The following is a 12,437-nucleotide window of genomic DNA, read 5'->3' on the forward strand; positions in this document are numbered from 1 at the left end:
TGGCTGCTGCGCCGGGTGCCGGCGGAGATGCCCCGGCTGGCGGCGGTCAGGCCGGTTGGGTGCGCAGGTAGCGGCCGAAGTGCGGGACGGTGAAGGCGACCGTGCCCCGCTCGCCGGAGTAGATCAGGCCCTTCTTGATCAGCGCGTCCCGGGCCGGGGAGAGGCTCGCCGGCTTGCGCCCGAGCGCCCGGGCGATCTCGGCGGTCGGCACGGCCGCGTCCATGTCGTCCCGGCCGCCGCCGTCGGCCTCCCCTTCCACCAGGGACAACGTCGCCATCGCGCGCATGTACTCGCGCTCGGCGGGGGTGGCCCGCTCGAACCGGGAGCCGAAGAAGCCGACCGCCAGTTCGGCCTCCGCCTCGGGGGCGGCCACCCGGACGTCCGCCGCGGTGATCGGGGAGCGGGGCGCGTGGTCCCAGGTCGCCTTCCCGTACGCCTGGACGAAGTAGGGATAACCGCCGGACTTCTCGTAGAGCAGGTCGAGGGCCTTCTGCTCGTACTCGACCTCCTCCCGCTCGGCCGGCGCGCAGAGCGCCTGGTCGGCGGCGATCCGGTCGAGCCGGTCGATGCGCTGGTAGCGGAACAGCCGTTCGGAGTAGGACTTGGCCGCGCTGAGCACGGCCGGCAGGTGCGGCAGGCCGGCGCCCACCACGATCAGCGGCGCGCCGAGCTGGGACAGCTCGTGGCAGGCGGCGCAGAGCGCGGAGACGTCCTCCGGGCCGAGATCCTGCATCTCGTCGATGAAGACGGCGATCCCGGTGCCCACGTCGGCGGCCACCCCGGCCGCGTCGCTGAGCAGCTCGACCAGGTCGATCTCGATGTCGCCGGAGTCGGCCCGGCCGCTGCTCGCCGGCACGTCGATGCCGGGCTGCCAGCGGTCGCGCAGCTTGGGGGCGGCGGCACCGCGCCCGGCGGGTGCGGAGCGCTGGGCGAACGCCTTGAGTACGCCGAGGAAGGCGTCGATCCGGTCCGGGGCACGGTGCCGGGGAGCCAGCTCCCGGACGGCCATGTGCAGCGCGGCGGCCACCGGCCGGCGTAGTGACTGGTCCGGCCGGGCCTCGATCTTGCCGGTGCCCCAGAGGTGGTTGATCGCCTGCGAGCGGAGGGTGTTGAGCAGCACCGTCTTGCCGACGCCCCGCAGCCCGGTGAGCATCAGGCTGCGCTCGGGGCGACCCCGGGCGATGCGTTCCAGGACCACGTCGAAGACGTCCAGCTCCCGCCCCCGGCCGGCGAGCTCGGGCGGGCGCTGGCCGGCGCCGGGGGCGTACGGGTTGCGGACCGGATCCACGCATCGCAGAGTATCGGGCCGTCTAGCCGGGGGACTAGAGATGCATAGACGGAGCTACCGGCGTGTCTGCGGGCCTCGACAGCAATCTTGCCCTGTCTAGCATGGACGCTAGACAGGGCAAGATTGACCTACTAGGAGTGTTTCCGCAGGCAGAGCACGTAGTCGAAGAGGTCGACCGGGTTGTCGTGCACGTAGTTGACCGTCGACCTCGGCGAGAGGGCCCGGCACCGCTGCCCGTCCGTGGTCGCCGGGATCCGCACCAGCACCTCGAACGTGTCCGGGCCGCAGGGCACCTCGCGCAGCTCGGCCTCCTCGTCCGTGCCGTCGTTGACCACGCAGTCGCCCACCGCCACGTCGATCCCCTCCGCGGGCTCGGCGGTGCTCGGGTCGGTGCCCGGCTCCTCCGTCGCCGCCGCCGACGGCTCGGCCGAGGTGACCACCGCCGGCGACGCCTCGTCGGCGCCGGTCACCCGCCACACCGCGAAGCCGGCCAGCCCGAGGCAGGGACAGAGCAGCAGGACCGCGACCAGACCGATGACCAGGGCGATCCGGCCGCCGTTGCGCCGGGGCGGGGGCACGGGCGGCAGCGCGTACCCCGGGGGTGGTGGCGCGTGAAACTGCGGGACGGGCCCGGCCGGCGGGAACGGCCCGGGCGGGGGGTGTCCGCCGCCCGGGAAGGGTGGTGGCGGTCCGACGGGGCCGGAGGTGGGTCGCTGGTACGGGTCGTCCGGCTGACCGGGTGGTCCGAAGGATGCCATGTCTTCCCCAGGGGTGGGATCAGCGCTGCTTCAGGCAGAGGACGAAGTCGAGGGTGTCCAGCTCGCTGTCGAAGAAGTACCAGTTGGTGTAGCCGGTGACCTTGGCGCACTTGGCCTCGGCGTCCTTCTCACCGCTGGTCTCGCCGTCGAAGCGCCGCAGCACCTCGTACGTCTTCGGGGCGCAGTCGCTGATCAGCAGCTTGGGCTTGCCGCCCGCCGGGCCCTCGTTGCGCACGCACTGGCCCGCTTTGACGAAGCGCGGATCGGCGGACGAGGCTGGCGCGGGGGTGGTCGGCACCGGCTCGCCCGGCCCGGGCAGCGCTGCGCTCGGCGCCGCTGAGGCGGTGGGCGCGGCGTTCGGCGCCGGTTCGTCGTCCCCGCCGGCCAGGTACCAGAGCGTGGCGGCACCGCCGAGGACGAGCACCGCCAGCACGGCCAGCACCGTGATCAGCGGGCCCCGGCCCCGTTTCGGCTGCGGCGGCGTGGGGTCGCCGAGGTACGCGCTGGGGCCGGCCGACCGGTACGGCTCGCTGGGCGGGTGGACGTCGGTGGACGCCCACCCCGGCTGCGGGTACGGCTGGTGGGCCTGCGACTCGCCCCACGCGGGCGGGCCGTGCGGATCCGGTGCGGCGCCGTACGCGTCGTCCGGGCGTCGCCCGCCCCACGGCTCCGGGGCGCCGCCACCCGGTGGCCCGTAGTTCGCCATGCACGCCTCCTGCGTACTCGGTGCTGAGAGGCCGGACACCCGTGCGGGACACCGACGCCGTGGTCACCGTAGCGTGGTCCACCGATGAGCTCACCTCCCGCGAGTGCGACACCCACCCGGCCCGCCCTGATCTGGACGGCGCTGCTGCTGGTCTACGTCCTGTGGGGCTCCACCTATCTCGGCATCCGGATCGCCGTGGAGTCCATGCCGCCGCTCGCCTCGGCCGCCCTCCGGTTCGCCGCCGCCGGGCTGGTGCTCGCCGTCGTCCTGCGGGTGCGCCGCGGTCCGGGGGCGTTGCGGGTCGACCGGCGTCAGCTCGCCTCCACCGCCCTGGTCGGGGTGCTGCTGCTGGCCGGCGGCAACGGCCTGGTGGTGCTCGCCGAGGCGGGTCCGCCCGGGGTGGCCGTGCCGTCGGGCATCGCCGCGCTGCTGGTGGCCACCGTCCCGCTGCTGGTGGTGCTGCTGCGCACCGCCACCGGCGACCGGCCGCGCGGCTGGACCTTCGCCGGGGTGACGCTCGGCTTCCTCGGCCTGGTGCTGCTGGTGCTGCCCACCGGCGGCACGGGCGCGGTGCCGCTGGCCGGCGCGCTCACCGTGGTCGTCGGGGCCACCTGCTGGTCGGTCGGCTCGTTCCTGTCCGGTCGGCTGGCCATGCCCGCCGACCCGTTCGTCGCCACCGTGTACGAGATGTTCGCCGGCGCGGCGGCGCTCGCCGTGCTCGCCCTGGCCCGGGGCGAGCTGCGCGACTTCTCGCCGGGCGAGGTGACGGGCCGGTCCTGGGCGGCGCTGGCGTACCTGATGGTGGCCGGCTCGCTGGTGGCCTTCACCGCGTACGTCTGGCTGCTGCACCACGCGCCCATCTCACTGGTCGCCACGTACGCCTACGTCAACCCGGCCGTCGCGGTCGGGCTCGGCGCGCTGCTGGTCGCCGAGCCGATCACCGCGCAGGTGCTGCTGGGCGGCGCGGTGATCGTGGCCGGCGTGGCGCTGGTGGTGAGCACCGAGCGACCCCGGCGGCCGGCGGCGGAGCCCGTCAACGGGGCAGCCGTGGAACCGGCGCACCGGTAACGTCCCGGCCCGTGTCCGTCGGGCTGCTGACCGCCGCCGCGCTCTGCGGCGGCCTCGTCGGCGCGGCGGCGCCGACGTTCGCCGGCCGGTTCACCACGGACCGGTCCGCCACCGCCCGGTGGACGGTCGGCTGGGCGCTCGTCGGGGCGGTGGTGTTCGCCGGGCTGGCCGCCGCGCTCGGGACGGACCCGGCCCTGCCGGCGTACCTGCTGGTGGCGGCCTTCGGTGTGGTGCTGGCGGTGGTCGACCTGGCCTGCCTGCGGCTGCCCGATCCGCTGGTCGGCGCGGCCGCCGTCGGCGGCGTCGCCGGCCTCGGGGTGGCCGCGCTCGCCGCCGGCACGCCGGGCCGCCTGGCGGTCGCCCTCGCCGGGGCCGCGCTCTCCTTCGCCGGGTACGTCCTGCTGGCGCTGCTGCCCGGCGCCCGGCTCGGCTTCGGCGACGTCAAGCTCGCCGCCGCCCTCGGCCTGCCGCTCGGCTGGCTGGGCTGGCCGATCCTCGGCTACGGGCTGCTCCTGCCGCACCTGCTCAACGGCGTGCTGGTGCTGGTCCTGCTGGCCGCCCGCCGGGTACGCCGGGACACCGCCCTGCCGTTCGGCCCGGCGCTGCTCGCCGGGGCCTGGCTGGCCGTGCTCCTCGCCTGACCCGGGCCGGCCCTGCTGCCCGCCGGCCCGGCGGGTCAGATCAGGCGGAGCTGCCGGTCCTTCGGTCGGCGGGGCTCGGTCTCGCCGAAGCGCTCGAAGAGCCCGGCGTCGATCACGTCGAGGAACGGCGACGGCCGGCACTCCCGCTCCGACCCGTGCCGGACCCGGCGGGCGGCGTGGCTGACGTAGAGCCGGTCCTGGGCGCGGGTCAGGCCGACGAAGAAGAGCCGCCGCTCCTCGGCGACCGCGTCGTCATCCGGCTCGGTGCCGGGCCAGCGCAGCGGCAGCAGCCCGTCCTCGGCCCCGACCAGGAAGACCACCGGGAACTCCAGCCCCTTGGCGGCGTGCAGGGTGAGCAGGGTGACCGCCTCGGCGCGCGGGTCGAGCGCGTCCACCTCCGCGCCGGTGGCGAGCTGGGACAGGAACAGCCCGAGGTCGTCGCCGCACCGGCGGGCCAGCGGGGTGAGCAGGTCGACCGCCGTGCGGACGTCCTCGGGGCGTACCGCGGCGGCGCCGTCCAGCGTCGGCACGGCGAAGCGCTCCGCCAGCACCTGCCCGGCCAGCCGGACGCGGGCCGGCAACGACCCGTCCAGCCCGTCGGCGTGCCGCAGCTCGCGCGCGATGGCGGTCACCCCCGGCCGGTCCCGCAGCCGGTCGTGCGAGCGCTTCTGCACCGGGATGTTCGCCCGGGCGAGGGCGTCCACGATCGGGGCGGCCTGCGCGTCGGTGCGGTAGAGCACCGCGATGTCGGAGAAGGAGAGCGTGGTCGACCGGCCGTCGATCCGGCCCGAGTCCAGCGACCGGTGGGACAGGCCGCCGACCAGCTCGTCGATGGTGCGTACCACGAAATCGGCCTCGTCGGCGACGGAGGCCGCCGGGTAGCGGCCGACCAGTGGGGCCTCCGGGTCGAGCCGGGCCGGGTCGAGCCGGCGGCCCCGCACCAGCGACGACGGCGCGATGGCCTGCACGGCGGCGGCCAGGATCGGCGCCGACGAGCGGTAGTTGCGGTTCAGCCGGACCAGCCGGGCGTCGGTGAAGTCCTGCGAGAAGCGCAGGAAGTAGCCCACGTCCGCGCCCCGGAACGAGTAGATCGCCTGGTCCGGGTCGCCGATCGCGCAGAGGTTGCCGTCGGCGGGGCTGAGCAGGCGCAGCAGGTCGTACTGGACCGCGTCGACGTCCTGGTACTCGTCGACGAAGATCCACCGCCAGCGCTCGCGGTAGTCGCGTACCAGCTTCTTGTCGGCCTTCAGCAGCGCGACCGGCAGGGTCAGCAGCTCGTCCAGATCGACCAGGTCCTGCTTGCGCAGCAGCGCGGTGTAGCGGTCCGGGTCGTCGCCGGCCTCGGCGCGGGCGGCCGCCCGGTCGGCGTCGTCGGCGATCCGGAAGTCCGCCGGCAGCCCGGCGGCGGCCGCGTTCTCCCGCAGGATGGCCAGCCCGAGCGAGTGGAACGTGCCGACGGTGACGTCCTCGGCCACCGGACCGAGCAGCCCGTCGAGGCGGTGCCGCAGCTCCTCGGCGGCCCGCCGGGTGAAGGTGATCGCCAGGCACTGCTCGGGAAAGACGTTCAGCTCCGCGCAGAGGTACGCGATCCGGTGGGTGAGCGTCCGGGTCTTGCCGGTACCGGGCCCGGCCACGATCAGCAGCGGGCCACCCGGCGCGGACGCGGCCACCCGCTGCATCGCGTCCAACCGGTCGAGCAGGCCGGTGCCGACCTCCTCCATGCCGGCGAGCATCGGCTCGAACGGCTCGTGCGGCGAGGGCGCCGGCGCGATCGGCGGGGGAGGCGGCGGCGCGGCCTTCCGCTTCGGCTCGGCCTTCGGCGCCGCGGGGCGACGGGCCTTCGCCTTCGCCGCCGGCTCCGCGGGCCGTCGCTGCGCCGGCACGGGTACGTCGAAGAGCGTCTCCGCCTGCGCCCCCGTGCCCTTCGCGCCCAGCTCCGCGGGGTCGAAGAGGGTGATCACGCCGTACTCGCCGTCGTAGCCCGGCACCCGGCGGACGTCGCCGCGGCGCAGCCGGCCGATCCCCTCGGCCAGCAGCTCGCCGCCGACCCGCCCGATCTCGTCCAGCGGGGTACGGGTGAGGATCTCCAGCTCCGGGCCGAGCGCGGCGACCAGCTCGTGGAGTTTCCCGTCGACCTTCTTGCTCCGCGCACCCACCTTGTTGATCTCGCCGAGGATCTCGGCCAGCGGCACCAGGTGGGTGACCTCGCGGGCGTGCGCGGGGCGGTGCCCCGTCGGCCGGTCGGCCAGCTCCTCGACCCGGCTCAGCACGCCGACGGTCAGCGGCTTGCCGCACTCCGGGCAGCGTCCACCGGCCTGCCGGGTCCGCTCCGGCGACCAGTTGACGCCGCAGAGCCGGTGCCCGTCCGCGTGGTACTTCCCCTCCTCCGGGAAGAACTCGATCGTCCCGGCCAGCCCGTCGCCGGTGCGCAGCGCCTCCCGGATCGCGAAGTAGTCGCGGTCGGCGGAGAAGACCGTCGCCTCCCGGGCCAGCGCCGGCGGGGAGTGCGCGTCGGAGTTCGAGACGAGCTGGTAGCCGTCCAGGCTGCCGACCCGCCAGTTCATCTCCGGGTCGGAGGAGAGGCCGGTCTCCACCGCGAAGACGTGCTCGGCCAGGTCGGCGTAGCAGTCGGCGATCGCGTCGAAGCCGGACTTCGAGCCGAGCGCGGAGAACCAGGGCGTCCAGATGTGCGCCGGGACCAGGTAGCCGTCGCGGCTGGCCTCCAGGGTGATCTCCAGCAGGTCCCGGGAGTCCAGGCCGAGGATCGGCCGGCCGTCCGAGCCGAGGTTGCCGATCCGGCCCAGCGCCGTGTTGAACCGCGCCACCGCGTCCAGGTCGGGCAGGTAGATCAGGTGGTGGACCTTGCGGGTCCGGTCGTCGCGCTTGTAGATCGTGGAGATCTCCACGCTGAGCATGAACCGGACCGGGTCGCTCTCCGCCTCGCTGGCCAGCCGGGGCGGCAGCCGGCGGGCGATGTCCCGCTCCGCCTCCGGGGCGAGCCGGTAGAGCCCGGGCTCGGCCGGGTGCAGCGTCTCGCGCAGGTGGTCGTACCAGGCGGGGTGGGTGAAGTCCCCGGTGCCGAGCACGCCGATGCCCTTGCGCCGCGCCCACCAGCCGAGGTTGGGCAGGGTGAGATCGCGGCTGCACGCGCGCGAGTACTTCGAGTGGATGTGCAGGTCCGCGACGAACGGCGGGACGCCACCGGGGGGTGCGGCGCTGAACGGAGGCACGCCGCATCCTGTCACGGCCGGTCCATCACCCGCCCGCCGCCACGCGTACGCGTGACCTGAGCAATCCGGTGCTGGACTCCGCCGCCCGGTCGCGCTATGGGGCGCGCAGCTCCACCAGGGTGATCTGCGGCGGGGCGCCGACCCGCACCGGCGGGCCCCAGAAGCCGGCGCCGTTGGTGACGTACACCTTGGTGCCGTCCACCTCGCCGAGCCCGGAGACGACCGGCTGCTGGAGCTTGACGGCCAGGTTGAACGGCACGATCTGGCCGCCGTGGGTGTGCCCGGAGAGCTGGAGGTCGACGCCGAACTTCGCCGCCTCGTGCGCGGCGACCGGCTGGTGGGCCAGCAGCACCACCGGGCGGCTCGGATCGCGGTCGCCGAGCGCGGCCGCGAAGTCGGCCGGCGCGGCCAGGCCGGTGCCGGCGGCGGTCACGTCGTTGACGCCGGCCAGGTCCAGCACGCCACCCCGGGCGCGGATCTCCTGCCGCTGGTTCTGCAGCACCCGCAGGCCGAGCCGGTCCACCTCCTGGACCCACTCCTCCACGCCCGAGTAGTACTCGTGGTTGCCGGTGACGAAGAAGTTGCCGTAGCGGGAGCGCAGGCCGCGCAGCGGCGCCGCGGCCCCGCCCAGCTCGGCGACCGAGCCGTCGACCAGGTCGCCGACGACCGCGACGAGGTCGGCGTCGAGGCGGTTGATCGCGGCGACGATCCGCTCGGTGTGCTCCCGTCCGCGCAGCGGGCCGAGGTGGATGTCGGAGACGGTGGCGATCCGCAGGCCGTCCATGCTGCGCGGCAGCTTCGCCAGCGGGATGCGGACCCGGTCCAGCTCGGGCGGGCCCGTCGCCACCCGGACGCCGTACCCGGTGACGCCGGCCGCAGTGAGCCCGGCGAAGATCGCCGCGCCCCGGGCCAGCAGCAGCCGGCGCGAGGCGTCGTGGTCGGGCTGGTCCACCGCCTCGACGGCCGGCGGGTCGGCGGTGCCGGCCGCCCCGACCAGCACCGGCTCGGGCGCGGCGGCGGTCGACTCGGCGATCGCCGACCGGCGGCGCAGCACCAGCCGGGCGACCGCCATCGGCACTTCCAGCACCAGCAGCAGGACCAGCAGGTAGAACATCACCGCCAGCCAGAGGTAGCCCGGCCAGGCCAGCCAGAACGCCCCGACCGCCCGGGTGCCGGCCATCGTCGCCGGTACGAGCAGCGCCAGCAGCAGCGCGGCGACCGCGCCGATCCGCCGCCACCGTCCGGGACGGGTGGTGTCCTTGACCAGCCGCTTCCACAGGTAGAAGTGGATCAGCCCGATGATCAGGGCCAGGGTGGCCACGAACGCCAGAGTCGCCAACATGCCAGCCCTCTCTCAGCCGCCCGCGAAGGGGGGCAGCACGTCGATCGTGACCCCGGCCGGCAACGGTGTCCCACGATCATGACAGCGCACCCCGTCGACCAGGAAACTCGCCACCTCCAGCACGGCGGCCAGCCCCGGCCCGTGCCGCTCGGCGAGTTCACCGACCAGTTCGTCCAGCGACCGGCCGGCGGATGCGGTCTCCTCGGTGCGGCCGGCGGCGGCCCGGGCCCCGGCGAAGTAGCGGACGGTGAGGTCCACGGCTCAGCCTCCGATCGCGGACATCGGCCGGGCCGGTTGCAGGAAGGTGGGGTCGTCGATGCCGTGCCCGGCGCGCTTGCCCCGCATCGCCACCTGCCAGCGCCGGGCCAGCTCCGCGTCGTCCGCCCCGCCGCGCAGCGCGCCGCGCAGGTCGGACTCCTCGGTGGCGAAGAGGCAGGCCCGGACCTGGCCGTCGGCGGTGAGCCGGGTCCGGTCGCAGTCGCCGCAGAACGGGCGGGTGACGCTGGCGATCACGCCGACCCGGGCCGGTCCGCCGCCGACCAGCCAGGTCTCGGCCGGGGCCGCGCCCCGCTCGGCCGGGTCGGGCGTCAGGGCGAACGCGCCGGCCAGCGAGGCGAGGATCTCGTCGGCGGTGACCATGGTGGCCCGGTCCCAGCCGTGCTGGGCGTCCAGCGGCATCTGCTCGATGAACCGCAGCTCGTAGCCGTGGTCCAGGGCGAACCGCAGCAGCGCCGGGGCCTCGTCGTCGTTGACGCCCCGCATCAGCACCGAATTGACCTTCACCGGGGTGAGCCCGGCGGCGGCGGCGCCGGCCAGCCCGGCGAGCACGTCGGCCAGCCGGTCCCGTCGGGTCAGCCGGGTGAATCGGTCGCGGTCCAGGGTGTCCAGCGACACGTTCACCCGGTCCAGCCCGGCCGCGCGCAGCGTGGGGGCGAGTCGGTCCAGGCCGATGCCGTTGGTGGTGAGGGAGATCCGGGGGCGGGGGGTCAGCGTGGCCACCTCGGTGACGATGCCGGCCAGCCCCGGCCGGATCAGCGGCTCGCCGCCGGTGAAGCGGACCTCGGTCACGCCGAGCCGTTCCACGGCGACCCGGACCAACCGGACGATCTCGTCGTCGCTGAGCAGCTGCGGCCCGGCCAGCCAGGGCAGACCCTCCGCCGGCATGCAGTACGTGCAGCGCAGGTTGCACTTGTCGGTCAGCGAGACGCGCAGGTCCCGGGCGACACGGCCGTACCGGTCGACGAGGGCGCCCTCGGCGGGCGGGGCGACGGTCACCCGTCGACCGTAGCGCGGTCGGTCCCGCCCAGCGCTGCTCGGGCGGCCCGGGTGACCGCATCCCGGTACGCCGTGCCGAAGGCGGCGGTGTGCACCAGCAGCAGGTGGAGCTGGTGCAGCGGCAGTCGTTCCCGCCAGCCGTCGGCCAGCGGCCACTCCTCCCGGTAGGCGCCGATGATCCGCTCGAGGTGCGGCGCGCCGCCGAAGAGGGCCAGTTGGGCGAGGTCGGTCTCCCGGTGCCCGCCGTGCGCGGCCGGGTCGACCAGCCAGGCCCGGTCGTCCGCGCCCCAGAGCACGTTCCCCGGCCACAGGTCGCCGTGCACCCGGGCCGGCGGCTCGTCGCCGCCGAACTCGCCGATCCGGGCGACGACCCGCTCCACCAGCGCGGCATCCGCGCCGCCGAGCGCGCCGCCGTCCACCGACAGCGCCAGGTACGGCAGCAGCCGACGCCGGGCGAACCAGTCCGGCCAGGGGCCCTCGTCGGGGGTGTTGTCCTGCGGCAGCGGGCCGATGAAGCCGGGCCAGTCGGCGCCGAAGGCGGACGCCCCGGCCCGGTGCATCCCGGCCAGCTCCCGGCCGAACCGTTCGGCCGCCTCCGGGGACGGCTCGCCCGGCTCCACCCAGTCCAAGGCCAGCAGCTCCGGCAGGGCCACCATTACCTCCGGTACGGCCACCGTGCCCGCCGCGCGCAGCCAACGCAGCCCGGCCGCCTCGCTGGCGAAGAAGCTCTCCGGCACCGGTCGGTCGGCCCGCTCCGGCCAGCTCTTGGCGAAGACGGAGTGGCCGTCGTCCAGGGTGAGTCGGGAGGCGGCGCAGACGTCCCCGCCGGCGACCGGCGTCTCCCGGATCCGCTGGTGGGTCAGGAACGTCGGCAGGTGCTCCGGATGCGTCCGCAGGTACGCCAGGTCCATCAGCGCAAGGTAGCCGCTCCGTGGGACACCGGTGGATCCCGAAACTCGGCAAATCCCTGTTACCTGTGGGAACACTCTCCGTGTCTGTGGACAACCCGCGTGTCGTCCACAGGGCCTGTCGGGCGCGTCCCCCGGGTCGCAGGCTGCCGGCATGACCGCGACCGACCGCCCCCGGCTCACCGTCCGCTCGCCCGCCGACCTGCTCGCCGCCGTGCCGTACCTGCTCGGCTTCCACCCCGCCGACAGCGTCGTCGTGGTGGCGATGCGCGCCCAGCGGGTCGTCTTCGCCGCCCGTGCCGACCTGCCCGACCGTGGCGCCGACCCCCGGCTGCCCGCCGACCACCTCGGCGGCGTCCTCGGCCGGCAGGACGCCGACGCCGCCACCGTCATCGGGTACGGCCCGGCCGACCGGGTCACCCCGACCGTCGACGCGGTACGCGCCGCACTGACCACGGCCGGCCTGACCGTGCTCGACGCGATGCGGGTGACCGACGGCCGGTACTGGTCGTACCTGTGCGCGGAGGCGGCCTGCTGCCCGCCCGACGGCACCCCGTACGACCCGGGCAGCAGCGAGGTCAGCGCCGCCGCGGTCTACGCCGGTCAGGTGGCGCTGCCCGACCGGGCCGCCCTCACCGCCCAGGTGGCCGCCGCCGACGGGCAGGACCGGGCGGCGATGCGGCAGGCCGGCGTCCGGGCCGAGCGGCGGCTGCTCACCCTGCTGACCGAGGCGCCCGCCGCCGACCTGCTCGGCGGTCGCTCGATCCGGGCGGCCGGCGTCGCCGCCGTGCGGGACGCCCGGCGGGCGCACCGCCGGGGCGAGCGGCTCACCGACGACGAGGTGGCCTGGCTCAGCCTGCTCCTGACCCACCTCCCGGTGCGCGACCACGCCTGGGAACGCACCGACGGGCGGGAGGAGGACATCGACCTCTGGGGCGACGTGCTGCGCCGCGCCGAGGAGGAGCTGATCGCCGCGCCGGCGAGCCTGCTGGCCTTCGCCGCCTGGCGAGCCGGCCAGGGCGCGCTGGCCGCGGTGGCGTTGGAGCGGGCGCTGGCCGTTCACCCCGACTACTCCCTGGCCCAGCTCCTCGACGACCTGCTCCGCCGCGGTGTGCCCCCATCGGAGCTGGACGGCTGGCCGGCCGTCGGAGAGCCGGGCGTGGTCCGGCGGCGTCCCCGCCGGCGACGACACGTGCGGCGGGGCCTCGGATGAGGGAGACG

10 protein-coding genes and 1 pseudogene are annotated in these 12,437 nt (G+C 75.4%); 3 read left to right on the top strand and 8 right to left on the bottom strand.

What is annotated here, in order from left to right; genetic code table 11:
- Positions 1 to 46: 46 nt before the first annotated feature.
- From FHX75_RS16965 to FHX75_RS16975, 3 genes and pseudogenes are all read right to left on the bottom strand, one after another.
- Positions 47 to 1,288: an ATP-binding protein gene (locus FHX75_RS16965; RefSeq protein WP_154941106.1), complete on the bottom strand. Its 1,242-nt coding sequence runs from the start codon at positions 1,286 to 1,288 to the stop codon at positions 47 to 49.
- A gap of 131 nt (positions 1,289 to 1,419) precedes the next feature.
- Complete coding sequence (locus tag FHX75_RS16970) at positions 1,420 to 1,830, bottom strand: LppU/SCO3897 family protein (RefSeq protein WP_154942007.1); 411 nt, start codon at positions 1,828 to 1,830, stop codon at positions 1,420 to 1,422.
- 235 nt (positions 1,831 to 2,065) lie between these two features.
- A pseudogene (locus tag FHX75_RS16975) lies at positions 2,066 to 2,554 on the bottom strand (LppU/SCO3897 family protein); the annotation flags it as partial.
- Between the two features lie 282 nt (positions 2,555 to 2,836).
- On the opposite strand from FHX75_RS16975, the gene FHX75_RS16980 reads away from it, so the two are divergent.
- Both FHX75_RS16980 and FHX75_RS16985 read left to right on the top strand, forming a co-directional pair.
- Positions 2,837 to 3,820 (top strand): EamA family transporter, encoded by a 984-nt coding sequence (locus FHX75_RS16980; RefSeq protein ID WP_211364485.1) that lies wholly within the window; start codon positions 2,837 to 2,839, stop codon positions 3,818 to 3,820.
- An 11-nt stretch (positions 3,821 to 3,831) separates the two neighbouring features.
- Positions 3,832 to 4,461, top strand: coding sequence for a prepilin peptidase (locus FHX75_RS16985; protein ID WP_154941110.1), 630 nt, complete (start codon positions 3,832 to 3,834; stop codon positions 4,459 to 4,461).
- A gap of 35 nt (positions 4,462 to 4,496) precedes the next feature.
- On the opposite strand, the gene FHX75_RS16990 is transcribed toward FHX75_RS16985, so the two are convergent.
- The 5 genes from FHX75_RS16990 to FHX75_RS17010 form a co-directional block, all read right to left on the bottom strand.
- The gene (locus FHX75_RS16990) at positions 4,497 to 7,691 is read right to left on the bottom strand and encodes a UvrD-helicase domain-containing protein (RefSeq protein ID WP_154941112.1); all 3,195 of its coding nucleotides are present in this window, start codon (positions 7,689 to 7,691) and stop codon (positions 4,497 to 4,499) included.
- 94 nt (positions 7,692 to 7,785) lie between these two features.
- Positions 7,786 to 9,033 carry a metallophosphoesterase gene (locus FHX75_RS16995; protein WP_154941114.1) on the bottom strand — a complete coding sequence of 416 codons (1,248 nt, stop codon included), beginning with the start codon at positions 9,031 to 9,033 and terminating at the stop codon, positions 7,786 to 7,788.
- 12 nt (positions 9,034 to 9,045) lie between these two features.
- Positions 9,046 to 9,291, bottom strand: a complete 246-nt coding sequence (locus FHX75_RS17000) for a MoaD/ThiS family protein (RefSeq protein WP_154941116.1) — start codon at positions 9,289 to 9,291, stop codon at positions 9,046 to 9,048.
- A gap of 3 nt (positions 9,292 to 9,294) precedes the next feature.
- Positions 9,295 to 10,308 (bottom strand): GTP 3',8-cyclase MoaA, encoded by a 1,014-nt coding sequence (moaA, locus tag FHX75_RS17005; protein ID WP_154941118.1) that lies wholly within the window; start codon positions 10,306 to 10,308, stop codon positions 9,295 to 9,297.
- Entirely contained in the window at positions 10,305 to 11,219 is a 915-nt protein-coding gene (locus FHX75_RS17010; protein ID WP_154941120.1) for a fructosamine kinase family protein, read from the bottom strand. The genes moaA and FHX75_RS17010 overlap by 4 nt, the downstream gene beginning before the upstream one ends.
- Before the next feature lie 151 nt (positions 11,220 to 11,370).
- On the opposite strand from FHX75_RS17010, the gene FHX75_RS17015 reads away from it, so the two are divergent.
- Positions 11,371 to 12,429, top strand: coding sequence for a DUF4192 domain-containing protein (locus tag FHX75_RS17015; RefSeq protein ID WP_154941122.1), 1,059 nt, complete (start codon positions 11,371 to 11,373; stop codon positions 12,427 to 12,429).
- Positions 12,430 to 12,437: the final 8 nt, after the last annotated feature.

It is taken from the genome of Micromonospora palomenae (genome assembly GCF_007829925.1).
GTDB lineage: Bacteria > Actinomycetota > Actinomycetes > Mycobacteriales > Micromonosporaceae > Micromonospora > Micromonospora purpureochromogenes.